This window comes from Nocardioides sp. AN3 (assembly GCF_054653495.1).
In genome coordinates, this window is record NZ_BAAIGC010000002.1 from 204,729 (window position 1) to 228,691 (window position 23,963).

Genomic DNA, 23,963 nt, shown 5'->3' on the forward strand with positions numbered 1-23,963 from the left:
GGCCTGGCGAGACGATACCTTTCCGAGGACCGGTGCTGCGCGGAGCAGCCTCGTGTCGGATGCCTTCGGAGTTGTCGCCGGGCAGGATACGGGCACAAGTTCCGGCGCTAGTTGAGGCGGCTTGCAGGCGTGGAACGCGGCTTCGGGATGGTCGAGCTGCTGTCCGGGCCTAGGGAGCAGACCCGGGCTTGACCGAGCAGGTCGTCATGAGCGACGTTTCTGCTGCCGCAGATCATGCTGCATTATGTGATGCGTGGGTACTCTGCGTCGACAAGTCGCACGCAAGTCGCTGCCGCTCTCGCAGCGCGACTTGGATGATCTCGCGACGCTGCGCGGCTCGGTCGCCCATCGCGAAGCCCTGGCCATCCTTGCCGGCACTACTATCGGCACCGATGAAAGCGAAGCCACGGTGCTGCACGCGTTGGTGGTGGCCGGTCTGAAGGCAGTGCGCGAGCGGGTGGAAGAGGATGCCTACGCGCAGGTGGCTGCTGAGCTGGACTCAGCGGCCAAGAAGCGGAGCGCTCGCCGGCGGCGACCGGCCTGGGCGGATGAGGTGTGACGTGGCCGCTTCAGCGCGGCCTGGTCGTTCGCGCCGACATCAACCTCGATGAGCCGAAGATCTTCGTCGTGGTTTCGAACAACCGACGCAACCGCCAGTTGCCCAGCGTGCTGGCCGTGCGGCTGACCACCTCGCGAAAGCCCGCAATGTCGAGCATCGTTGAGCTGGGCCACCCCGAAGTGTTCGTCGGTCGAGCGGTGTGTGACGACATCGTCGAGCTATATGAGGACGAGGTGCTGTCCACGCTGGGCACGTTGTCCCCGCGAGCGATGCGAATGGTCGGCGCGGGCTTGGCTGCTGCGCTTGACCTTCCAGCTCTCGAGTAGCAGGCGAGCCTCACATCGCGAAGCCGGTGATCGACAACGCTCATTCCCGCAGGGTGTAGGCAACATTGAGGGCACCTACCGAGTCCGGCAAACATCGGAGACCTGCGACCACCACGTGTCCCAATTCCGGACATCGTTGCACGTGACGGCGCAGGATCCGGGTGATCCGGATAGCGTAACTGGCCGCCGATGGCAGGTCTATGACAGCTGAGATACTCGCCGGTCGACGGTGGTGTGCGGAGATCCATTGCCTCGTGCGGCGGAGCTGTGGTGTCGTCGGGCCTGGTCCACTGGCGCCCGGCGCCATGACGTCTGCTGTCGAGTCCTGGGAGTGAAGATGAGCAACAACGAGATCACCTTCGTCATCGAATGTGAAGTCCAGCCGGGAAGGTCGGCGGACTTCGACGCCCTAGTCCCCGTGCTCGAGGCCGCTGCTCGCGAGTTCCCTGGGACGGTGGAGTACTGCTGGTACGCCGGCCCGACGCCTACGTCTCGTGGACTCGTCGAGAGATACCGAGACTCCGACGCAACCCTTGAGCACATCCAGGCCTTCAGCGCCGAGCTGACGCCGCGCTACCTCGAGACGGTGACGATCAAGTCGGTCACCATGATCGGTCCCGCCTCGGACGAGCTCAACGCTCAGCTCGCGCCTTTCTTCGATGGCGCCGTGCCAGATGTGAAGGCGACGTGGTATCGCCCCGTGGAGGCGGGATCCACGGCCAGCTAGGTGTGATGCCCAAGCCAGATTGTCCGACCTGGTGATGGGTGCGGCCTTCCCGATTCCTGAGTGGGGCCTCGGTGGTTCTACTCGGGAACCGTCCTGGCCGAGCGGCGAGGCGGCCTGACTCGGAGTTGTAGAACTTCTTCGTGCAGCGGGTTGTTCCGCTGACAGCCGAGCAGGCCGCGGATAATCGGAGCGAGAAGCGCACTATGAGCCCGAAGGGTGTTCTCAAGTGATGTCCAGCGAGGAGACCGCTCATCGCAGCGCGCGAGACGGCCGGCGATTGCCTCGAGCTGCCCAAGGATGCGACCGACCACAGCGGATCGAGCCCTTGACGCCCCAAGAGTGGCGTGAGGCGATGATGAGCACCGTTGATGATTTCGCGTGAGCTTGCCGGGCGAGGAGATGGCGGCGCGAAGAGGATGATCGTGCTGATGGAGCGCGCTCGCCAAGGACGCACCCACGCGTTCGTGAACGAGGGCTCCCGACCCTACGTCGGCAAGGGTGTGATCCAGCGGATCATCGACGTCGCACCCGACGAGCCGGCACCGCGCCGCGGCGCGGCCATGCAAGACCCTGCACTGGCAGACACTGGCGCAGATCCTCACCGAGCCGCTACCAGGCCCTGTCCACGAGTGTGGGCCACCGGGGCTCGAACTCCGCAGCCGAACCTGCCTGACGCTCCGGGATCCGTTTCAACCGTCGCCGACAGTCTCATGTTCGATGACAAGACGTGCCGTCATGCAACCTACCAACGTCGAAGTCCTGGGCGCCGGAACGGCCGTGCCATCGGGCGTTGGCGCATCGCCGCAGTGATGACGGGGCGCTTCTCGCGGCCTTCCGCACGTTCGCCCAGCCGCAAACCTGGGCCTCACGCTTGAGATCACGATGTTGTGGCACTGCTGACGCGACTGATCGCCTGCTACGACGCGAACTGCATGGTGGGCTCGCCGATCATGCTCAAGAGAGGCCGTTTGCGGGCCTTCAGAACGCGACCTCGTCTGCTCCCTTGAGCTCGAGGATCTCGCGCGCCTCCTTCGGTGTGGCCACCTCGAAGCCGAGGCTCTCGAGCGCCTGCCGGATCTTCCTCACCTGCGAGGCGTTGTCGGGAGCGAGCTCGCCCGGGCCGAGCCAGAGGGAGTCTTCGAGTCCGACGCGGACGTTGCCGCCCATGGCGGCTGCCTGGGCGGCGATCCGCATCTGCGAGGCGCCGGCGCCGAGGACGGACCAACGATAGGAGTCTCCGAAGAGTCGGTCGGCAGTGCGCTTCATGTGCAGCACGTCCTCGGGGTGGGTCCCGATGCCGCCGAGGATCCCGAACACCGACTGGATGAAGAGAGGCGGCTTCACCAGGCCGCGGTCAAGGAAGTGCTTGAGGTTGTAGAGGTGCGCGATGTCGTAGCACTCGAACTCGAACCGGGTGCCGTTCTCGTAGCACGTGGAGAGGATGTACTCGATGTCCTGGAACGAGTTCCGGAAGACCAAGTCCCGCGTGGCCGCGAGGAACTCGGGCTCCCAGTCGTGCTTGAACTCGTGGTACCGGTCGAGGAGGTGGAACAGACCGAAGTTGATCGAGCCCATGTTGAGGGATGCGACCTCGGGCTTGAACTCGGCGGCCGGCTTCACGCGCTCCTCGACCTTCATGTAGGGGCTGCCACCGGTGGTGATGTTGATGGCCGCCTCCGTGCCGGCCTTGACCTGCGGCAGGAAGCGTCGGAACGCCTCCGGCGTCTGGTCCGGCTGCCCCGTCTCCGGGTTGCGCGCATGCAGATGGAGGATGGATGCGCCGGCCTCGGCTGCACCGATCGCCTGCTCGGCTATCTGCTCGGGCGTGATGGGGAGGTATTCCGACATCGAGGGCGTGTGGATCGCGCCGGTCACCGCGCAGGTGATGATCACCTTGTTCTTCCGTGCCATTTCCAACCGCCTCCATCCGCCACCAACTCGTAATGAGTAGGCATTCAATAACGGGGAACAGTCGGTGTCAAGGTCATCCGGGAGGCAAGGGGTCGATGAAGGCGTCGACCGCCATGGAGACCAGTTCGGTGCGGTCATTCGGAACAGGGGTCCGGTGGATGTGCTTGCGGACCAGGTAGTAGATCAGCGTGGACTGGAGCTGCCAGATGCGTTCGTGATCGATTGCTGGGCCGGCGCCGCCGCAGGCCGCCGCCTCCTCGGAGATGATGCCCATGACCTTCTCGACCCGGTCCGAGATGTAGTCCCGCGTCATGTCCAGGCCGTCGAGGCTGGCGTACATCACGATGCGGATCCAGACGCTGTCGTCGATGGCATCGAGGTAGCGCTGGTAGAAGTCGAGAAGCCGGCTCCGCAGTGGCCTGCCGCGGTCCCTCAAGAGATTCGCCCAGTCGTCGTCCCACCGAGACTCGATGACTTCGTGGAAGACGCCGCGGATGAGTGCGTCCTTGGTGGGGAAGTAGCGGTAGATGAGGGGCTCGGAGATCCCGAGCCGCGTCGCAAGCTCTCGGGTCTGAGCGTTGAAGCCCCTTTCGGCGAAGAACTCGATGGCGCTCTGGAGGATGGCAGCGCGACGAGCTTCGGGCGACAGTCGGGTTCGCGGGGGGCGGCCCTGCTGGCGGGTCACGAGCTCTCCTCTCTATTCTGCGGGCGTGTCGGACGGTCAACCTATCGCCGTGCTTTGTTGAATGATTCTTCATTGAGAATTACGCTGCGTGGCCGGAGCGCCGGTCGGCGTCCGGTCGGCCTCCAAGACAGGTGTCCCATGCCCCATCACCCGTACGTCGCTGCGATCGGTGAGCGAACACCAGTCATCGATCCGAGCGCCTGGTGCGCCCCCTCTGCGAGCATCGTGGGCTCGGTGACGGTGGGTGCCCGGGCGTCCGTGTGGTACTCGACGAGCGTGCGCGGTGACACGGAGACGATCGCGATCGGCGCCGACTCGAACGTCCAGGACTGCTGCGCTCTCCATGCTGACGCCGGCTTCCCGCTGCGGATCGGTGGGCTCGTCTCGGTCGGGCACGGCGTCGTGCTCCACGGTTGCCAGCTGGGAGATCGTGTGCTTGTCGGCATGTCAGCCACGGTCATGAACGGTGCCGTCGTCGGCGACGGCTCGATCGTCGGTGCTGGAGCGCTGGTGACGGAGGGAACGAACATCCCGCCAGGCTCCCTCGTGATCGGTGCGCCGGCGAAGGTGGTTCGGCCGGTCACCGACGCCGAGCGGCAGGGCGTGGTCGAGAACGCCGTCGCTTATGTGCGGCTCGCCCGGGAGCATGCCCGGGCAGTGCGCGTCGTGGAGCACTGAGGGTCGACCCAAGCGCACCTTCGATCACGCCCGCCGCGAATCCGGCGCCAGGCACCGCTTCCCATGAGGTCCTGAAGCTGCGCGCTCGGTCGAGATCCTCTCCCGCACAGGTCACGCGGGCCGTCTCAATAGGCGCGTCCGGGGTTGAGGATGCCGTGTGGGTCGAACGCTCGCTTGATGTCGTGCATGAGTGCCACCTCGGCCCTTCCTGCCTGCCGCGTGACCAGCTCTGTCTTGAGGGCGCCGACCCCGTGCTCGCCGGAGATGGACCCGTCGAGCGCCAGGGCGGCTTCGAGGATCTGATGGAAGGCGTCAACGGCGCGGGCGCTCGCGGCAGGATCCTGGGCGTCGTAGACGATCGTCGGATGCAGGTTGCCGTCGGCGACGTGCCCGAACGTCCCGATGATGACGTTCGTGTCGCTCGCGATGGCGTCGATCGCGTTCAGTAGCTCGGGCAGCCGGTGGGTCGCGACGCTGACGTCGTCGAGCAGTGTCGTGCCCAGTGCCTCCAGCGCCGGGTACGCGGCGCGGCGCGCTGCCATCATCGCGTCCCCCTCGCCCTCGTCGTCTGTCGCGTACGTCTCGGCGCCCCGCTGCGCTGCGATGGACGCGCAGCGCTCGGCCGTTCCGGCCGCGTCCGCGTCGTCGAACTGGGCGAGCACGACCGCGCCGGCCGTCTCGTCGAGCCCGATACGGGTCATCTGGTTGACCGCTCGGACCGTCGTGCGGTCCATCAGTTCGACGGCGGCAGGAACGGCGAAGTTCGTCCACGCGGCTACGGTGTCGATGGCCCCTCTCGTGTCGGCGAACGTCGCGGCCAAGGTGGCTGTCGTAGCGGGCACCGGGTGCAGCCGGACAAGGGCTTCGACGAAGATGGCGAGGGTCCCTTCGGACCCGACAAGCAACCGGGTGAGGTCGAGCCCCACGACGTTCTTCCGTGTCGTCCCGCCGGTTCGGATGATGTCGCCGGCCCCCGTGACCGCGGTGATGCTCATGACGTGGTCGCCGGTGACGCCGTACTTCGCGCAGCACATGCCCCCCGCGTTCGTCGCGAGGTTGCCGCCTACGGAGCTGATCGCGCGGCTGCCGGGATCGGGGACATACCGCAAGCCGTGCTTGCGCGCTGCACGATCGAGCTCGCCATTGATCACGCCAGGCTCTACCGAGGCAGTCCTCGCGACGGGGTCGATGTCGAGGATCCGGTTCATGCGACTGAGATCGAGGACGATGCAACCGTCCATGGCATTCGCCCCGCCGCTGAGTCCGCTCCCCGCGCCCCGGGTGACCAGCGGGACCTTGTGCCGCGCGGCATAGGCCACCACCGCCGCCACCTCGTCGACGGAGCGTGCCAGGACCACCGCGACGGGAGTGCCGGATGCGGTCACGAGACAGTGGTCACGCGAGTAGGCGGTCATGGCCCCGGGGTCGACGACGACGGTCGCAGCACTGGCGCCAAGGTCGTCGAGGAGCGTTGTCGACATGAATCGGTCCGATCATGGGGGAGTGGTGTCGACATACTAATGAATAACTCCTCAATAGTTGACCGCCGTCCCGAACTGCTGACAGCATGCGTCCACCGTCGAACCTCGAGGAGTGCCATGTCAGAGATCGGCTTTGGGGGCAAGGTTGCCGTCGTCACCGGCAGTGGACGCGGGCTCGGCCGGGCCTATGCGCGCCTCCTGGCCGCGCGCGGCGCGAGCGTGGTCGTCAACGACTACAACGTCGCGGTCGACGGGTCGCCGGGCGACCCCTCTGAGAGCCCGGCCGCGAATGTGGCCGCGGAGCTCAACGCGGCCGGTGGCCGAGCAGTGATCAATACCGACAGCGTCGCCGATCCTGCAGGAGCAGCGCGGATAGTCCAGCAGGCGCTGGACAGCTTCGGTCGGATCGACATCGTCATCAACAATGCCGGGGTTGGCTTCAGCGACCACATCCACCAGGAGCCGGGTCCCCTCTATGACGTCAACATGGGCACCCACCTGCTCGGCGCGATGCAGGTCACCGGTGCTGCGCTGCCGCACCTGGTCGAGCAGGGCAGCGGACGCGTCCTGAACGTCAGTTCCGGAGCGATCTTCGGGTCGGCGTGGCCCGATGGCAACGTGCTCGGCGCTTATGCGCTGGCCAAGGCAGGGGTCTTCGCCTACACGCGGCAGATGGGTCGATACGCCGCCCCGCTCGGCGTCAAGGTCAACGCCGTTCTCCCCTTCGGTTTCAGCCGGACGAACGCCGACGAGGGCGGCCACATGTCGGACTCGGAGCAGGCGGAGATGTGGCGCACGGTCCTTCCGGCCGAGGCGGTCGCCAACGGCGCCGCCTTCCTCGTGAGTGACGAGTGCCCGGTCAGCGGCGAGTGCTTCAGCATCGGTGGCGGCCGCATGGCGCGGGTCGTGTTCGCCGAGCCGCGAGGGTACGTCTCGCCGCACATCTCCCCAGAGGAGGTGCGCGACAACTGGTCGATGGTGATGGGCGAGGTGGACTCGGATGCGGTTCTGGCCGGCTTCTCGGAGGTGAGGTCGCTCGACCACGAGTTCGAGCTGATGGTCGCGGCCGGCGTGGGCGGTGACGACAGCGCCTGAGCCGGGCCCGACCCGAGGCACCTCTCCAGGGAAGTCCTCAGGACCGGGCGGGACGCCGGTCTGCGCTGGCGTCGGCGACGTCGGCCAGCAAGCAGGCCGTTCGTGCCTCGATCACCGCCCGGGGTGACCGGAGGTTGAGGCTCGTGAGGGTCTCGATGCGACGAAGCCGCTGGCTGACCGTGTTGGGGTGCAGCACCAAGAGGTCTGCCGTCATCTTCCGGTCGAGGTCGCAGTTGAGGTACGCACGTAGGGTCTTGAAGAGCTCAGTGCCGTGGTCGGCGTCGTACTTTCGCAGCACTCCGATGGTTCGTTGCGTGTAGCGCCGCAACTCGGCGGGGTCGGCGTACTGCAGGAGGAGGCCGGCAGCCCCCAGGTCGTCAAGCGTGACCAGGCTGCGGGAATCGCCGTCTGCGGCGGCGAACGCCAACGCTCCTCGCGCTCCACGGTAGGCGGCTGGGATGCCGTGCCGGTCGAGCCTTGTCATCGCCATGGACGCGGCGGCACCGTCGTGCGCCGACGAGATGGCCCGTCGCAGCGCCTGTTCGCCCTTCGCCAGGTCGACGCTCTCCGGCCACAGCGCGACGACCACGCCACGAACGGCAGCGATGAGCGGGCGTGGCCTGAGGTGTGAGGTGAGGCGCACCGCCTCTGTCACGGCCCGCTGGGCGAGCTCGACCTCGTCGACGGGAGCCCGCCTCGGTCGGGGGGAGCCGGGAGCTTGGATGGGCGAGGCCACCAGCATGACGTGGGGCAGGGCCAGGTTGTGCCCCATCAGACCGGCGCGGTCACGGATCGGCTGCGACTGCGGGTCAGCGCCAGCGAGAAGATCCGCGAGCAGCTCCCCGCGCAGCGACTGCTCGACCTCCGCAGCCGTCCGCTGTCGCAGCAGCTCCAGGGACACGACCACCGAGGCGTGTTCCAGCGCACGCACGGTGAGCGGGTCGAGATCGTCATCCGCGCCGTCGAGCAACCACACGGTGGCCACGACCGCGCCTTCGAGCACCACGTCGGCGGCGAGGTGGTTGTCCACCCTTCTCACCAGGCTCGCCCCGGACTGGGTGCGCCGCTGTGAGGAAGCGACCGCTTCGATGTGGTGTGCACCTGCGACGGGGTGGGGCTCTGCCGCCAGGGTGGAACCGTAGGAGTCGCGGATGACCACGTCCCGGCTCAGGAGCTCGTTGAGCGCCGATGCGATCCCCGGCACTCCACCGGACCGCACCGCGACGCTGAGCAGACGCTCGTGAATCTCCTCGGACCGCGCGATCAACTCGTGCTTCTCGCGCAGGTCGTCGAGGATCCGGGCAGAAGTGAGCGCGATGGTTGCGTGCTCGGCCAGCAGCTCCAGCTGTTCGATCTCTTGACTGGTGAAGTGGTGGGGGGTGACCCGATAGCTGTTGAGCGTCCCGATCACCGTCGAGCTGGCGAGCAACGGGACGGCGAGGATCGACCGGTATCCCTGGTCGGTGGCCACCTTGGTCCAGCTCGACGGCGGCTCTGCGGCGACGTCGCTGACCATCGTGGGCCGACCTGACCGGAAGGCTCGGCTCGCGGGAGCGCCGGTCGTGGCGTTCGTCTCGAGACGGACGGCGTGCTCCCTGTTGATTCGCGCGATGTACTCATCAGGCAGGCCGCTGGCCCCGGCCACCGCGAGGTACTCGCCGTCGTCGTCGGGGAGCATGACTGCGCAGAAGCTCAGGTCGAGGAGGGTCTGGGCGGTGGCAGCAACGAGGTCCAGCAGGGACGCTAGATCCCGGTCCCCGTTGACCGCCGCGGTCAACGTGCCGATCGCGGCCAACCACGACCGCAGCTCGGAGGTCGTCTCGCCACCCATAGCCGTAGTGTCCGCCAGGCCACGGATCCTGGTCAACCTATGCTCCTATCAACATCGGTTGTGGGCATTCCGGGTGCCTGGCGCCACATCGAGCGAGGAAACCATGTCTTGGGCTCTATAGCGCTGCCGACGAGTGTGGGCGCAGTATGCCTTCGACGGTCTGCGTCCTGTTCTCCACCTCCCCTTCGGCGGCGAGAGCAGTCCGATGAGTTCCGAAAGGTGCGCAGTGGTTGATTTCTCGCTCTCCGAGGAGCAGCTGGCCCATGTCGCGTGGGTGCGGGAGTTCATGGACGCCCACGTCCGCCCCGTGGCGCCTCGACTCGACAAGATCTCTGACCCGGACGAACGATTCCCGTGGGAGATCGTGGAGAAGGCCCACGCGGCGGGACTCATGCGGTTCGGGCTCCCTCAGAGGTACGGCGGCACGCCCGTCGACGAAGTGACTCTCTGTCTGATCATGGAGGAGTTCGGCGCGGCTGACGTCGGTGCGACCGGCGTCATCGCGCAGTACTGGAACTGCATCTCCCTGATCGACCGGATGGGCAGCGACTTCCACCGCGACACCTTCATTCGTCCCTACCTCGACAACCCTCGCGCGGTCTACGCGCTCGCGATGACCGAGCCCACCGCAGGCACCGACGCCCAGCTCCCGTTCGACTCACCAGACGGCGGACCGATGCTCGAGGCGGTGCCCGACGGTGACGAGGTCGTCCTCAATGGGGTCAAGACGTACATCAGCTACAGCAATGTCGCCGACGTCATCATCGTGTTCGCGCGCACGGATCGCTCGGTGGGATTGACCCAGGGGATCACGGCCTTCGTCGTCACCAAGGACACCCCAGGCTTCCGGGTGGCGCGCACCTTCGACCTCATGGGTCACCGCCTTGCCCCGATCGCGCGGCTCGAGTTCGAGGACTGCCGCATCCCGAAAGCCCATCAGCTGACAGCCTGGAACGCGGGCTTCGCCGAGATGTCGCGCTTCACGGTGGGGCGCTACTGGGTCGGCGCGCGGTGTCTCGGTGTCGCCCGGACTGCCTTCGAGCTGGCCCTCGACTACGCCAAGACCCGCGTGCAGGGCGGCAAGCCCCTCATCGAGCACCAGATGGTCGCACGCCAGATCGGGGAGATGGCGATGACCATCGAGGCTGCTCGCAACACGATCTGGAAAGCGGCGTGGGCCGCGGAGCACCCGGAACAGGCGGATCCCATCGTGCTGCGGATGGCCCGGGTGCTCGGCTCCGAGGCGGCGATGAAGGTCGCGCTCGACGCCGTCCGCATCTTCGGCGGCCCGGGGACCTTCACCGACGTCGGGGTCGAGAAGCTCCTGCGGGACGCGGCCACGGGCCTGCACCCGGCGCCGCTGGACGTGCAGCTGATGATCATGGGCCAGGCGTTGGCAGGAAACCGCCAGGGGCCGGTTGCTCCGCTCAACGTCGCCTCCTGAGCGGCGGACCCGCGGACCCGTCGCCCGACCCCACCCAGACCCTGTCCCTTCAAGCCCCATGCCCACGAGCCACCGCGGAGGACCGATGACCCTGACCCTGAACGACCACATGGTGGACAATGCCTGGCTTCCGCCGTTCTCCAAGGCGGAGTACGAGCGCCGCTTCGCGCTCGTCCGTCGGGGTATGGCCGAGCAGGGGCTCGACGCGCTGGTCGTGTACGGCGCGCACTCCTTCGCTGGCCGGGACCTCGGTCAGATCAATGCCGTGTACCTCGCCAACTACGCGGCGTTCATCCACACCTACGTCGTCGTCCCGCTGCACGACGAGCCGACGATGTTCATCCCGATCGCACCCCACCTGGCGAACGCGAAGGACCTGTCCTGCCTCACCGACATACGCAGCGCAGGCACCCGCTGCGAGATCGGAGTTGCGGACCGTCTGCGGGAGCTCGGTCTCGAGCGCGCGGCCATCGGTGTGGTCGGTCCGCTCAACCCGTCCTGGTGGGACATGTCGTTGCCGGTCGAGGCTTGGAACCACCTCACGCAGGCATTCCCGGAGGCGCGGTTCAGGGTCGTGAGCGATCTCTTCGAGCAATGGCGGCTGATCAAGAGCGACGAGGAGCTCGAGCACCAGAGCCGGGCCGCAGCAATCAACGACGCCGCGCAGGAGGCCGTCGTCCACGCCACCAGGCCGGGAGTGAGCCACCACGAGCTCTCCGAGATCGGCTATGCGGCCGCACAAGGGTTGGGTGGCAACACCGCCTACATCCACATGAGCTCGACCTCGATGACCGATCCCAGGATGGTCTACCCCGACCCCTATCCGACTCACCGATTGGTGGAGGCGGGCCAAGTCGTCATGTCCGAGCACAGTGTCGGGTTCGGGGGCTACTACGGCAAGCTCATGACGACATGGTTCACCGGAGAGCCGACCCTGGAGTACCGCGACCTCTTCGAGGTCGCCTCTGAGGTGTACCGAACCGCGCTCGCCGAGCTGAAGCCTGGCATGACGAGTGCGGACGCGGACCGCATCATCGAGCCGGTTGCGAAGGCCGGCTGGACCGTGCCCTTCCCGCTGGTGAGCGGGTGGGGCGCCTACAACTCGCCGCCGATGGTGGGATGGCCGTCGACGGTCGACGAGGGACTTCGCGCCCGAGCGATCCGCACCGTCAACCCCTCCGAGTTCGAACCGGGCATGGCCGTCCGCATCAGCGTCAACCCGCACACTCAGGATGGCCGGCGCGCACTGTGGGTTGCTTCCGCGTGCGTCTTCACCGAGACGGGTCTGGAGTCGCTGCATGCCTACGACCCGACGGTGCTCCGCATCATGCCGGGGGAGTGAGCATGCAGGCCGTCGTCTTCCATGCGTTCGGCGGACCTGATGTACTCCGCGTCCTGGACCGCCCTGAGCCAGTGCCCGGCCCGGGGGAGGTGCGGGTTGCCATCGCGGCTGCGGCGGTCCACCGCTTCGACCTGCTGACCCGGTCGGGCGCCATCGTCCGCGCGGGGATGGTGCCCGCCCCGGAGCGTGGGTTCGAGTGGGGACTCGGCTGGGACTTCGCCGGGGTGGTCGACGCTGCCGGCGACGGAGTCGACATCGCCGCGGGGCAGCCGGTCATCGGCATGCAACCTGCGATCGGTGTGCCGACCGGAGCGCAGGCGACGAAGGTGGTCGTGCCCTCTACCTCGGTGGCGCCCGCCCCCGACGGCATCGGTGCCGTCGCCGCGGCCACGCTGCCGCTCGACGGGCTCACCGCGATCACAGCCTTCGAGGCTGCGCAGCTCGAAGCCGGCTCTCACCTGCTGGTCCTGGGCGGCGCCGGCGGGGTCGGGTTCTTCGCCGTCCAGCTGGCGGTGCGTGCAGGCGTGAGGGTGACAGCGACTGCCAACGACGCGGACGCAGGGGGCGTGCGGGCACTCGGTGCAGAGGTCGTCGGACGGGACGAGCTGGTCAACGGCGTCGACGCCGTTCTCGATACGCCGGGGCTCGGCGCGGCTGCGCTGGAACCGGTGCGAGACGGCGGCACGCTCGTCACGGTTGCCGGACCAGTGGAGCCCGTCCGTGGGATCCGATCGGTCCAGGTCAGGGTGAGCCAGCTCGAGCAACGCAGCCGGCGCCTGGCCGAGCTCGCGGAGCTGGCGGCCTCGGACAGCCTGGTCCTGCCAGCGGCGTCGACCCTGGGCCTCGAGGATGTCGGGCAGGCGCACGAGCAGCTCGCCGCCGGTGGCGTGGGTGGTCGGCTCGTGCTTGTGCCACGGTGACCGACCAGGAACGACTGTCAGCTGTGACCGCCCTGTGCCGACCCGGCACGGGGCGCGAGTTGTCAGCCGCAGGAGGCGCCGTGGGACCGGAGATGTCGGTGTGCACACACCCTCGGCTGCGGTTGTATGTCACCAGACGTCGATGGCGCTTCGCGGCGCGTGGCAGGGTCCGTGACAGCAATCAGTAAGCCGTTCCGGTCCCGCCGCGCTCCTGCCGTCCGGTGCCGGCGTCGTTCGGCACGACGGTCGGTGCGGCACGCGTCCGCGACCGAGTCGTGGTCGGGCGGGCGGGCGGGTCGAGCCTCGATGAAGGGCCTTGTCATGACAGACGTGCAGTCCACCAGCCAGCCGCACACTACGCCGCGCACCGAAGAGGAGTGGATCGCACTCGTCGACGAGCTCTGTTTGCGCTACCGCAACTGGGGCCGCTGGGGCGACGACGACCAGCGGGGCACCCTCAACTTCATCACCCCTGACGCCCTCCGGCACGCTGCCACGATGATCCGCTCCGGAAGGGTCGTCTCCTGTGCGCTGCCGTTCGACAACCACGGACCGCAGAGCGGAGGCTTCGGCGGACGCACCAATCCGGTCCACTCGATGCTCCAGGACGGCGGCGACATCGCCCTCGGTGCCCAGGACCATCTCGCCATCCTGCGGTACACCGACGATGCCGTGGCCATGCCGCTGCAGTGCGCGACGCAGTGGGACGCCTTGGCGCACATCTTCTACCGCGGCCAGATGTACAACGGTCATGGGTTGGAGCACGTGACGAGCACGGGCGCCTCCATCAACGGCATCGAGAAGATCAAGAACGGCGTCGTCGGGCGCGGCATCCTCCTCGACATCCCGCGCCACCGCGGGGTCGACTGGCTCGAGGCGGGGGACGCCATCGACGACGCCGAGCTGACGGCCTGCGCGCAGGCACAGGGGGTCGAGGTCCGCTCGGGCGACATCGTCCTGGTGCGGACGGGCCAGATCGCCCAGGTCCGCTCCGCGGGTTCGTGGGGACAGTACGACGGCGGCCCGGCTCCGGGGCTGGGCCACCGCGCAGCCCATTGGCTGGCGGCCAACGAGGTCGCGGCGATGGCGACCGACACCTGGGGGACCGAGGTCCTGCCGAACGACACCCCCGGAGTGTTCCAGCCGCTCCACCTGATCATGCTCGTCAACGCCGGCCTGACGATCGGCGAGATCTTCGACCTCGAGGAGCTCTCGCGCGCCTGCCAGGAGGAGGGCCGATATGAGTTCTTCTTCAGCGCGCCCCCCCTGCCGATCACCGGAGCCGTCGGGTCGCCGATCAACCCCTTGGCGATCTTCTGATGTCCCTGTTCCAGGCGGACAGCGTCGAGGTCACCGTCCTGGTCGAGAACTGGGTCGACATGTTGCTGCCGGATCGTGAGCTGGCCCCGGGCGACCATTGTGTCCGCACCGGCCTGGTCGAGCACTTCGACCATCGTCGTGTGCCGCCGCAGGCTGAGAACGGGATCAGCCTGCTGGTGACGGCTCGCCGCGGCCGTCACACGTCCACGGTGCTGTTCGACGTGGGCCTGACCGGTTCGGTTCTCATGCACAACCTGGATGTGCTGGGCATCGACCGTGACGCCATCGATCACGTCGTCCTCAGCCACGGCCATCCCGACCACTTCGGCGGTGTCTACTCGTTCCTGCAGGCGTTCTCTCGGCCGATGCCGGTCGTCACCAGTGACGAGGCGTTCTGGCCGCGGTATGCCGTCATGGGTGACGGCCGGACCTCCGCCTACTACAACCAGGCTTTCACGATTGCGGAGGTCGAGCGGCACGGTGGACGTCCCGTGCTGACCCGGGGTGCGCTGGACCTGGGTTGCGGCGTCTATACCACCGGCTTCATCCCGCGGACCGTGTCGTTCGAGGGCCCCGTGGAACCGCCCGCTGAGCACGCCCCAGGGCTGTACCAGGTGCGTCCCGACGGCAGCTATGGGCTCGACGAGGTGTCGGAGGAGCAGGGTCTCGTCATCGATGTCAAGGAGAAAGGGCTGGTCGTGCTCACAGGCTGCGCGCATGCAGGTGTGCTCAACACGATCGACCGAGCCCGCGACATCTGTGGTCCCAAGCCGGTGCTCGCGGTCCTGGGTGGGTTCCACCTGGGCTTCCCGACGACGCCCACAGAGAACGTCGACCTCACGATTGCGGGGATGCTCGAGCGGGAAGTGTCGCACGTCATCCCGATGCACTGCAGCGGTCTGCAGACCCATGCAGCCATGCTCGCCCGGATGCCGGAGCAGTACCTGCAACCCGCGGTGGGCACCGTCCTCCGCTTCGGCACATGAGCGAGCAGGTCAAGCCGCTCGACGGCGTCCGCGTCATCGCTCTCGAGCACGCGGTTGCTGCGCCGCTGTGCACGCGTCACCTCGCCGATCTCGGCGCGGACGTGATCAAGGTCGAGAGGCCCGACGGGGGCGACTTCGCCCGTGGCTACGACACGTTGGTCAAGGGACTGGCGTCCCACTTCGTCTGGCTCAACTACGGGAAGCGCTCGATCGTCCTCGACGTGAAGTCCGCAGATGGCCGGGCGACCCTGCTCCGACTCGTGGAGGCAGCAGACGTGCTCGTCGCGAACCTCAGCCCCGGTGCCCTCGACCGCCTTCTCCCGCCCGACGAGCTCGAGCGACTCAACCCACGCCTCGTGACGTGCCAGATCAGTGGCTACGGGCCGACCGGACCCTACAGGGACAGACGAGCGTTCGACCTGCTCGTCCAGGGAGAGGCAGGCGTGACCGCCAACACCGGTCTGCCCGGGGAACCGGCCAAGCCCGGAGTCTCACTGGCCGACCTCAGCGGGGGGATCTACGCGGTGACGGCGATCCTCGCTGCGCTGAGGGCGCGTGACCTCACCGGGCGGGGCCGGCGGATCTCCATCTCGATGTTCGACGTGCTGACCGAGTGGATGAGTCCATTGCTGCTCGCGTACCGCGAGAGCGGTGTCGACGTCGAACCGGCGGGGACCAGGCACGCAACGATCACCCCGTATGGTCCTTTCGCAGCGAAGGACGGGGTCGTCGTGAACATCGCCGTACAGAACGACCGTCAGTGGCAGGAGCTCTGCCGCCTCCTCGGTCTTGAGGGCGCTGCGTCGGACCCCCGGCTCAGCGCCAATTCGGGGCGCCTGGAGCACCGCATCGAGGTGGAGGACGCGGTCGCCACGGCCGTTGCCCTGTGGTCGTCAGACGCGCTCGAGGGGGCGCTCGACAGCCATGGGATTCCGTGGGGACGGTTGAACCGGACCGCCGACGTGGCTGCTCACCCGCAGCTCGCCGAGGCCGGGCGGTGGCGGCCGATCCAGCTCCCGGGCGGTGAGCGCGTCCACGTCCTCTCAGATCCCTTCTCTCAAGAGGAGGAGAGCCGTCGTTGCAGCACTCCGCGGGTTCCAGCGCTCGGCGAGCACACGGACGACGTCATTCGAGAGCTCGCGGGTCTGGAGGAGGAGTGACGTGGCGGAGTACCTGGTGCGGATCGTCCTCACGAGACCCGAGGGGCTCGACGACGCCGGATGGGCACAGCTGCTTGCCGCGGAGCGCGAGGTGGGGCTCGACCACCTCGCCCGCGGCGTCATCGTGCGCATCTGGAGGGTGCCGGGGACGACATCGAACGTCGGGGTCTGGTCGGCGAAGGACGCCTCAGAGCTCGATCGCCTCCTCGGTGGTCTCCCGGCGTCGCGCTACATGAGCATCCGGGTCGAGGCGCTGGCCGAGCATTACCTCGAGGCCGCGTTTCGCGACGGCTCGTCCTGAGCGAGGTCACCGTGAGGCGCGGCGCAGGATGTCCCGCGCGCGCTGCTCCACCGGCCTGTCGACCATCTGAGCGCCGACGACCCGCGCTCCGCCTTCAGCTGGCCCGGACAGCACGTCGCGGGCCCAGGTGACGTCCGCGGGGGACGGCGCCATGCCACTCCTGGCGGGCGCAACCTGGTGGGGATGGATGCACAGCTTGCCGCGGAAGCCGAGGGACGCGGCGTGGGCTGCGTCGCGGGAGACCTCGGCCTCGTCCTCGAGGTCGGTGGTGACTCCATCCACCGGACCGAGCAGACCCGCGGAAGCGGAGGCGAGCGCGAGCAAGGACCGTGCCATGAGCAGCGCCTGGCGATCCTCGGGGGCGACGCCGAGCTCAGCTGCGAGGTCGACGTTGCCGAAGGCCAGCCGCACAACGGCGTCGTGCTCGGCAATGCTGCCGGCGGCTGCTATCCCACGAGGGGTCTCGACCAGGGCGACCACACTGGTCCCCGCACCCAGTGCAGTGGCGGCCGCCGCGACGTCCGTGGACGACTCCACCTTCGGGAGCATGACGCTCCTGACCACCCCGCGAAGCGCCTGAACGTCCGACATGTAGTCCGGGCTTCCGAGCACGTTGATGCGGACGACGGCTGACTCGCCATCGCGCAGCCAGGCCTGGACGTGGCGACGAGCGGCCGGGCGGGATGCGGGCTCGACGCCGTCCTCCAGGTCGATGACGACGACGTCGGCCCCGGAGGAGGCGGCCCGCTGGAATCGGGCCGGCCGGTCGCCCGGGACGAACAGGAACGTCGTTGCGACGCGCGGGTCGATCACCGGTGAGAGACTAGTGGGCGGTGCGGAGCTGAGGCTGTGTCCCGAGGGACACAGCAAGAGGGGTCGAGTGTGGAGCCGAGGCCGTCGTCGGAGGGCCGCCTCCCCGATAGCGTCGGCGCGTGAGTGTCTGCACGCGTGTCGGGATCGTCGGGGCCGGGAACATCGCCCGGGAGGTCAACCTTCCGAACCTCCAAGCCATCCCGGGCGTGGAGGTGGTCGCCGTCTGCAACTCCAGGATCGAGACGGCGCGGCAGGTGGCTGCCGAGTTCGGCATCGCCGAGGTGGTGGAGGACTGGGCGTCGATGGTCGAGCGCGACGACCTCGACGCGATCTGGATCGGAACGCCGCCGGTGATGCATGCACCCATCGCGATCGCGGCGCTCGAGCAGGGCAAGCACGTCTTCTGCCAGGCGCGGATGGCGATGGACCTCGCCGAGGCTCGCGCGATGCTCGCCGCCGCCCGGGACCGTCCACACCTCGTCACGATGCTCTCGGCCCCACCCGTGGGCATGAAGGCTGGCAAGCTGCTGCGGAACCTGCTGGACGAGGACTATGTGGGCGAGCTCTACCACTTCACCTTGGTGGCCGACTCCGACATGTTCGCCGACCCGACGGCTCCTGCGCATTGGCGCCAACGGCGCGAGCTGAGCGGACAGAACACGCTGGCGGTGGGGATCTACTTCGAGATTCTCCAACGCTGGCTGGGCCGCCCCAGTCGGTTGCACGCCCGGACCAGGGTCTGCGTCTCCGACCGCCTCGGGTATGAGGTGTCGGTGCCAGATGTCGTCCAGGTGACAGGGGAGTGGGCCGGCGGAGTGCTCGGCGCGCTGGAATGGACCGGTGTCTCCCTGTTCCCGCCCCATCCGATGCTGACCGTCTACGGCCGCGAAGGCACCCTGCAGTACGACTTCGCCACCGATGAGGTTCGAGCCGGCCGCCGGGGTGACCAGAAGCTCATGCCGGTCGCGCTCCCGCCCGACCTGGAGACCCCCTGGACGGTCGAGCAGGACTTCATCACCGCGGTCCGCACCGGCGGGCACCCCGAGCCCAGCTTCGAGACCGGGGTCGCCTACATGGAGCTGACCGAAGCCGTGCACCTCAGCGCCGCCTCCGGGCGCGAGGTCGTGCTCCCGCTGCCCTGAGTCGCCGGGGCCACGCCAGGACTTCCGGTGGGCCGCGCTGCCCTGGTAGGCGCGGAGACATGCCGAGGTCGACAACAATGGTGGCGAAGCCATGGTCTGGTTCCGGCGCGAGGCGTTGAATGAGAGCCCCGGCGGCGTCGGGCTGAGTCGGTTCGACAGAGGGGACGACATGCTGTTCCAGGACGCGGTGGCGGCGGGTCTGGCCGACCACGGCATCGACACGGTCTTCGGCCTGATCGGCGACGGCAACCTCTTCGTGATGGACAGCTTCGTGCATCGGTCGGGGACGACCTACATCGCCGTCGCCCACGAGGCCACCGCCGTCGAGGCGGCGTCCGGCTACGCCCAGGTCACCGGACGACTCGGCGTCGCGACCGTCACGCACGGTCCTGCGCTGACGAACACCGTGACCGCCCTCGCCGATGCCGTTCGGGCGCGCGTCCCGCTGCTGCTCATCGCCGGTGACACGCGGGCCGGGGATGACCAGCACCTCCAGAAGATCGCCCAACGCGAGGTGGTCCTGGCGTCAGGCGCCGGCTTCCAGCAGCTCCGCTCACCGCAGAGCTTGTCGGACGACCTGACGACGGCGATCCGTCGCACCCACGCAGAGCGACGGCCCGTCGTGCTGAACTCGCCGGTCGACTTCCAGTGGGCGGAGACCGACTACGCCCGGCCGCCCTCGGGGCACGTCGCGCTCGACGGTGTCCGCCCCTCCGAGGAGGCGCTGGACGCCGCCCTCGGCATCATCGCCTCCGCCAAGCGTCCGGTCGTGCTCGCTGGTCGAGGGGCGATCGAGCCGACCGCACGCAAGGCGCTCCTGCGCCTGGCCGCTCGGATCGGTGCTCCGGTGACGACGTCGCTCAAGGCCCGGGACCTCTTCCGCGGCGAACCCCACGACCTCGGCATCTGCGGGACCTTGAGCCACGAGGTGGCGCTCGACACGCTGGCCGCGGCCGACTGCGTCATCGCCTTCGGGGCCTCCCTCAACCGCTTCACGACGTCGGAGGGGTGGCTCGTCGACGGGCGTCGGCTGGTGCAGGTCGACGACGACGTCGCGAGCCTGGCCCGCCACGTCGTTCCTGATGTAGGCGTCCTCGGCGACGCCGCGGCAACCGCCGATGAGTTCGTGACGCTGCTCGAGGAGGCCGACGTCGCGTCCACCGGATTCGCCTCCCAGGAGCTGGCACGGCGTCTCGCCGGCCGCGACGTTGTGGCGGCGGATCGCAGCACCGACAGCACGGTGGACATCCGGACGGCCGTGCGCCGGATCGACGAAGCCGTCACCCCGGACCGCACGGTCGTGACCGACAGTGGGCGCTTCATCCACACGGCGTGGCCCGTCATCGGCGTCGAGGACCCGCGACAGTTCCTTCACACCGCGAGCTTCGGCTCGATCGGGCTCGGTCTCGGCACCGCGCTCGGGGCGGCCGTGGGACGGCCTGGCCATCCGACCCTCCTCGTCACCGGAGACGGCGGGTTCATGAACGGAGGCCTCAACGAGTTCAACACGGCGGTCAGGCACGGTCTCGACCTGATCGTCGTGGTCCTCAATGACAGCGCGTACGGAGCCGAGCACATCCAGTTCGTTCGTCGTGAGCTGGACCCCGCTCTGAGCACGTTCCTCTGGCCCGATCTCGGCCCGGTCGCGGAGGCCTTGGGCGGACGCGGCTTCACGGTGCGCAACCTCGCGGAGCTGGAGGTCGCTCTCGCAGCGCTGCCGCACCGCGACCGGCCGGTCCTCATCGACGTCCACATCGACCCGGAGCTGGTGCCCGCGGCGCACTGAGACACGCGGCTCGCACTCGGGGATCGAGACCGGTGCCGCACCCTGGCCCGGCAGAGCGAGAGACAGGAGGAGCCATGGCTGACTTCACGTTCGCGCCGCTGACCCCGGTCCAGTTCCTGGACCGGGCGGAGCAGGCGTTCCCGCACCGATCTGCTGTCGTCGACGGCGACGTCCGGCTGACCTACGCCGAGCTCGCGACTCGTTGTCGCCGCCTGGTGACGGCTCTCGCCGGAGCGGGCGTCTCGCCCGGCGACCGTGTCGCCGCGCTCTGCGCCAACAGCCACGTGATGCTGGAGCTGCACCATGCAGTGCCGGCTCGCGGAGCGGTGCTGGTCGCGATGAACGTCCGGCTCGCGGTGGAGGAGATGGTCTACATCCTCGAGCACTCCGGCGCGCAGCTCCTCGTCGCGACGAGCGAGTTCGAGTCCCAGGCCCGCGAGCTGGCGGCGCGCACGGGAGTTCGTGTCGTCGTGGCGGGAGGACCGACCGACGAGTACGAGTCGTGGCTGCCTGACTCGGGGTCCGACACCGACCGCGAGGCGTTGCACGAGCAGGACCTGCTCGCGATCAACTACACCTCCGGCACCACCGGTCGACCCAAGGGCGTGATGTACCACCACCGGGGCGCCTATCTGCAGGCCGTCGCCATGGCCTTCCATGCCGGACTCGGCACCTCGACGTCCTACCTGTGGACGCTGCCGATGTTCCATTGCAACGGGTGGTGCTTCACGTGGGCCGTGACCGCAGCGGGAGGCACACACGTGTGCCTTCGCCGGGTCGACACCGCCGAGATCTGGCGGCGTCTCCTCGAGGACGGTGTGACACACCTCAGCGCTGCGCCGACGGTGCTGGCGATGATCGCCGAGGACAACCGCGCCGCAGCGCTTCCGCGACGGATCCACGTCGACACCGGCGGCGCCCCGCCGTCGCCGGCGCTGTTGCAGCGCCTGCGGCCGCTCGGGCTGGACGTCACTCACTTGTACGGACTGACCGAGACCTTCGGTCCCGTCGCCGTGAACGTGTGGCAGCCGGAATGGGACCACCTCGACGAGCCCGAGACCGCGCGTCTGCGGGCGCGCCAGGGCATCGGAAACATCATCGCCCGGCCGCTGCGTGTGCTCGACGTCGGCGGTGCCGACGTGCCGGCCGACGGCAGGACAGTGGGAGAGATCGCCGTCAGCGGCAACGACGTCATGCTCGGCTACTACCGCGACGAGGAAGCCACCGCCGCGGTGACCCGGAGCGGTTGCCTCCTGACCGGCGACCTGGGCGTGATGCACCCCGATGGCTACGTCGAGATCCGGGATCGCGCCAAGGACGTCATCATCTCCGGCGGGGAGAACATCGCCTCGGTCGAGATCGAGCGGGTCATCGACGCACATCCCGATGTCATCGAGTCCGCCGTGGTCGGCGCGCCGGACGATCGATGGGGGGAGGTCCCAGTCGCCTTCGTCGTACGACGGCCGGGGTCTGCCCTCACCGGGGCAGAGCTGACCGCTTTTCTCCGAGAGCGGATGGCGGGCTTCAAGGTGCCCAAGACGATCACGTTCGGGGAGCTGCCGAAGACGTCCACTGGCAAGGTCCAGAAGAACGTCCTGCGAGGCGGGGGCCGTCGGCCACCGGTCGCACCCGCTGAGTCGACGTCGGTCGGGTGAGGAGCCGTCGTGGGACCGGAACCGCTTGAGCGCGCGGTTCCTGTCACGACGACGACCTGGTCGAGGTGGCGGCCGAACTCGTATCGCGACGGACACGTCTGCCTGCCGAAGAAGGTTCCGCCTTTCGCCCCAGCCCTCTCGTGTCCTCGGGACCACGACCACCCGGAGGATTGTGTCGATGCCGCCATTGTGCCGTCTGCGGCAGGGCCAGAGACTTCGTATGGCGTACGTCACTCGCTTCATGTCGCGTGCTGTAGCGCCCTGATCGTCACGGTGCGGACCTTGCCGTGCGGCCAAGCCATTGCTCCAGCGGCGTCCAGCTGGAGCTTCCAACCCGAAGGAGTCAGCACATGAAAGACGGGATGTTCATCTTCGACGCGGTGATCCACCGCTTTGACTTCCGCCCCTCCAACCCCAAGTTGAAGCCCCCGATCGTCGACGGCTACATCGACTGGGTTCGGGGCCTGGTTGACGGCATGGCGACCGAGGGGAACCCGGGCAATCCCGACGCTTTCGTGGACGGCAAGCTGGACGAGCTCTCGGAGGCGAACTTCCTGTTCGACAACTCCGACACCGACATGGCCATGGTCCAGACCGTTCCGCTGCTGGACTACTGGGAGGTCGGTTCGGCGCCCGCGGACGCGCAGGCGGAGCTGGCCGCCGCCTTCCCGGACAAGATCCTGTTCTGTGGTGGCGTGGATCCCGTCATGCAGGGTGTGCGGGGCGCGCAGAAGGAGATGGAGCGGCAGGTCAAGGAGCTCGGCGCGAAGAGCTTCAAGTTCTACCAGGCGCAGTCCCGTGACCTGAAGTGGCGGGCCGACGACCGGGCGATCGCCTACCCGCTCTACGAGAAGGCCCAGGAGCTGGGGGTCGACTACATCCAGTTCCACAAGGGTGGTGCGATCGGAGACCAGCTCGTCGAAGACCTGCGCTCACTCGACATGCAGGGCGCGGCCCTCGACTTTCCTGACCTGACGTTCGGCCTGCACCACCTCGGCTTCCCGTACCTTGACGAGACGTTCGCCGTCGTCAGCCGTGCCCACAACATCGTGCTGGTGCTCCCACTGTGGTTCAACCAATACATGATCCAGCCGCGCCCGATGATCGAGGTGCTCGGCAAGGCGCTGTTCGAGATCGGTCCGGATCGTCTGTTGTACGGCTCCGAGGCCTTCCTCTGGCCGCGCGTGCAGACGTTCATCGACGCGTTCGACGAGCTGGAGATGCCGGACGACCTGCAGCAGGGCTGGGGGTACCCGCCGATCACTCGGGAGATCAAGGAGCAGGTCTTCGGCCTCAACGCCGCACGCATCCTTGGCATCGACGTCGAGGCGTGGAAGGCCAAGAACGGCACCGGCGCAAGCGCGGAGACCGACCTGTCGGCCGTCGGGGCGGAGCACGCGACTCCGGTCAGCGCGGTGGCGCCGTGACCGAGCACGTCGGGTCCGAGTCCTCGCAGGAGGTCCTGATCCAGGTCGAGGACCTGTTCGACCGGGAGATCCGTCCTCTGCTGGCCTCCCATCTGGGAGGCGCGAACATCACGGGGATCGATGACAACGGCACGGTCGAGATCGAGTTCACCGGCGCCTGCACGTCCTGCGCCTTCCGACGCAACACGATCGTCGGTGCGATCTACCCTCGGTTGCGCGACGTCGAGGGTGTGAATGCGGTCTCGACCCCCGGGGTTGCCGTCCCGGTCGCCCAGCAGCACCGGCTGGCCGCGGTCTTCGACCACTACGCCGCCCGCGGGACGGCGGGCCACGAGAAGACGCCGTCGCAGCACGCCTGCCAGCGTGCCTGCTGA

At 68.2% G+C, this 23,963-nt stretch carries 22 protein-coding genes; 17 read left to right on the forward strand and 5 right to left on the reverse strand.

Annotation, left to right across the window (positions count from 1 at the left end):
* Window positions 1–253: 253 nt before the first annotated feature.
* From ACYQ1K_RS03595 to ACYQ1K_RS03605, 3 genes are all read left to right on the forward strand, one after another.
* Entirely contained in the window at window positions 254–559 is a 306-nt protein-coding gene (locus ACYQ1K_RS03595; protein WP_459981432.1) for a hypothetical protein, read from the forward strand.
* Window positions 556–885 carry a type II toxin-antitoxin system PemK/MazF family toxin gene (locus ACYQ1K_RS03600; RefSeq protein WP_459981433.1) on the forward strand — a complete coding sequence of 110 codons (330 nt, stop codon included), beginning with the start codon at window positions 556–558 and terminating at the stop codon, window positions 883–885. Before ACYQ1K_RS03595 ends, ACYQ1K_RS03600 begins: the two co-directional genes overlap by 4 nt.
* A gap of 337 nt (window positions 886–1,222) precedes the next feature.
* On the forward strand, window positions 1,223–1,612 hold the full coding sequence (locus ACYQ1K_RS03605; RefSeq protein ID WP_459981434.1) for a putative quinol monooxygenase: 390 nt from the start codon (window positions 1,223–1,225) through the stop codon (window positions 1,610–1,612).
* A gap of 978 nt (window positions 1,613–2,590) precedes the next feature.
* Here the strand turns inward: ACYQ1K_RS03605 and kce are convergent.
* Both kce and ACYQ1K_RS03615 read right to left on the reverse strand, forming a co-directional pair.
* Window positions 2,591–3,523, reverse strand: a complete 933-nt coding sequence (gene kce, locus ACYQ1K_RS03610; protein WP_459981435.1) for a 3,5-dioxohexanoate:acetyl-CoA acetone transferase — start codon at window positions 3,521–3,523, stop codon at window positions 2,591–2,593.
* Between the two features lie 73 nt (window positions 3,524–3,596).
* A complete protein-coding gene (locus tag ACYQ1K_RS03615) occupies window positions 3,597–4,208 on the reverse strand; it encodes a TetR/AcrR family transcriptional regulator (RefSeq protein WP_459981436.1) in 612 nt (203 codons plus the stop codon).
* Window positions 4,209–4,346: 138 nt separating this feature from the next.
* On the opposite strand from ACYQ1K_RS03615, the gene ACYQ1K_RS03620 reads away from it, so the two are divergent.
* The gene (locus ACYQ1K_RS03620) at window positions 4,347–4,886 is read left to right on the forward strand and encodes a gamma carbonic anhydrase family protein (protein WP_459981437.1); all 540 of its coding nucleotides are present in this window, start codon (window positions 4,347–4,349) and stop codon (window positions 4,884–4,886) included.
* Window positions 4,887–5,011: 125 nt separating this feature from the next.
* On the opposite strand, the gene ACYQ1K_RS03625 is transcribed toward ACYQ1K_RS03620, so the two are convergent.
* Complete coding sequence (locus ACYQ1K_RS03625) at window positions 5,012–6,367, reverse strand: FAD-binding oxidoreductase (RefSeq protein WP_459981438.1); 1,356 nt, start codon at window positions 6,365–6,367, stop codon at window positions 5,012–5,014.
* Between the two features lie 117 nt (window positions 6,368–6,484).
* Between ACYQ1K_RS03625 and ACYQ1K_RS03630 the strand changes: the two genes are divergently transcribed.
* Window positions 6,485–7,462 carry an SDR family NAD(P)-dependent oxidoreductase gene (locus tag ACYQ1K_RS03630; protein ID WP_459981439.1) on the forward strand — a complete coding sequence of 326 codons (978 nt, stop codon included), beginning with the start codon at window positions 6,485–6,487 and terminating at the stop codon, window positions 7,460–7,462.
* A gap of 37 nt (window positions 7,463–7,499) precedes the next feature.
* Here ACYQ1K_RS03630 and ACYQ1K_RS03635 read toward each other — a convergent pair whose 3' ends face one another.
* Entirely contained in the window at window positions 7,500–9,293 is a 1,794-nt protein-coding gene (locus ACYQ1K_RS03635; protein WP_459981440.1) for a helix-turn-helix domain-containing protein, read from the reverse strand.
* Window positions 9,294–9,519: 226 nt separating this feature from the next.
* Between ACYQ1K_RS03635 and ACYQ1K_RS03640 the strand changes: the two genes are divergently transcribed.
* The 7 genes from ACYQ1K_RS03640 to ACYQ1K_RS03670 all read left to right on the forward strand — a co-directional run bounded on the left by ACYQ1K_RS03640 (window position 9,520) and on the right by ACYQ1K_RS03670 (window position 16,766).
* Entirely contained in the window at window positions 9,520–10,737 is a 1,218-nt protein-coding gene (locus tag ACYQ1K_RS03640) for an acyl-CoA dehydrogenase family protein (protein WP_459981441.1), read from the forward strand.
* 85 nt (window positions 10,738–10,822) lie between these two features.
* The gene (locus ACYQ1K_RS03645) at window positions 10,823–12,079 is read left to right on the forward strand and encodes a M24 family metallopeptidase (protein ID WP_459981443.1); all 1,257 of its coding nucleotides are present in this window, start codon (window positions 10,823–10,825) and stop codon (window positions 12,077–12,079) included.
* A gap of 2 nt (window positions 12,080–12,081) precedes the next feature.
* The gene (locus ACYQ1K_RS03650) at window positions 12,082–12,999 is read left to right on the forward strand and encodes an NADP-dependent oxidoreductase (RefSeq protein WP_459981444.1); all 918 of its coding nucleotides are present in this window, start codon (window positions 12,082–12,084) and stop codon (window positions 12,997–12,999) included.
* 321 nt (window positions 13,000–13,320) lie between these two features.
* A complete protein-coding gene (locus tag ACYQ1K_RS03655; RefSeq protein ID WP_459981445.1) occupies window positions 13,321–14,319 on the forward strand; it encodes a cyclase family protein in 999 nt (332 codons plus the stop codon).
* Window positions 14,319–15,305 carry an MBL fold metallo-hydrolase gene (locus ACYQ1K_RS03660; protein WP_459981446.1) on the forward strand — a complete coding sequence of 329 codons (987 nt, stop codon included), beginning with the start codon at window positions 14,319–14,321 and terminating at the stop codon, window positions 15,303–15,305. Before ACYQ1K_RS03655 ends, ACYQ1K_RS03660 begins: the two co-directional genes overlap by 1 nt.
* Window positions 15,302–16,465: a CaiB/BaiF CoA transferase family protein gene (locus ACYQ1K_RS03665; protein ID WP_459981447.1), complete on the forward strand. Its 1,164-nt coding sequence runs from the start codon at window positions 15,302–15,304 to the stop codon at window positions 16,463–16,465. The genes ACYQ1K_RS03660 and ACYQ1K_RS03665 overlap by 4 nt, the downstream gene beginning before the upstream one ends.
* 1 nt (window position 16,466) lies before the next feature.
* Window positions 16,467–16,766: a muconolactone Delta-isomerase gene (locus ACYQ1K_RS03670; RefSeq protein ID WP_459981448.1), complete on the forward strand. Its 300-nt coding sequence runs from the start codon at window positions 16,467–16,469 to the stop codon at window positions 16,764–16,766.
* 6 nt (window positions 16,767–16,772) lie between these two features.
* Here ACYQ1K_RS03670 and ACYQ1K_RS03675 read toward each other — a convergent pair whose 3' ends face one another.
* On the reverse strand, window positions 16,773–17,579 hold the full coding sequence (locus tag ACYQ1K_RS03675) for an HpcH/HpaI aldolase/citrate lyase family protein (protein ID WP_459981449.1): 807 nt from the start codon (window positions 17,577–17,579) through the stop codon (window positions 16,773–16,775).
* 119 nt (window positions 17,580–17,698) lie between these two features.
* On the opposite strand from ACYQ1K_RS03675, the gene ACYQ1K_RS03680 reads away from it, so the two are divergent.
* The 5 genes from ACYQ1K_RS03680 to ACYQ1K_RS03700 all read left to right on the forward strand — a co-directional run bounded on the left by ACYQ1K_RS03680 (window position 17,699) and on the right by ACYQ1K_RS03700 (window position 23,963).
* The gene (locus tag ACYQ1K_RS03680) at window positions 17,699–18,721 is read left to right on the forward strand and encodes a Gfo/Idh/MocA family protein (RefSeq protein WP_459981450.1); all 1,023 of its coding nucleotides are present in this window, start codon (window positions 17,699–17,701) and stop codon (window positions 18,719–18,721) included.
* Window positions 18,722–18,890: 169 nt separating this feature from the next.
* On the forward strand, window positions 18,891–20,507 hold the full coding sequence (locus ACYQ1K_RS03685; protein ID WP_459981451.1) for a thiamine pyrophosphate-binding protein: 1,617 nt from the start codon (window positions 18,891–18,893) through the stop codon (window positions 20,505–20,507).
* 74 nt (window positions 20,508–20,581) lie between these two features.
* Entirely contained in the window at window positions 20,582–22,162 is a 1,581-nt protein-coding gene (locus ACYQ1K_RS03690) for an acyl--CoA ligase family protein (RefSeq protein WP_459981452.1), read from the forward strand.
* Between the two features lie 350 nt (window positions 22,163–22,512).
* Window positions 22,513–23,589 (forward strand): amidohydrolase family protein, encoded by a 1,077-nt coding sequence (locus tag ACYQ1K_RS03695; RefSeq protein ID WP_459981453.1) that lies wholly within the window; start codon window positions 22,513–22,515, stop codon window positions 23,587–23,589.
* Window positions 23,586–23,963 (forward strand): NifU family protein, encoded by a 378-nt coding sequence (locus ACYQ1K_RS03700; RefSeq protein WP_459981454.1) that lies wholly within the window; start codon window positions 23,586–23,588, stop codon window positions 23,961–23,963. Before ACYQ1K_RS03695 ends, ACYQ1K_RS03700 begins: the two co-directional genes overlap by 4 nt.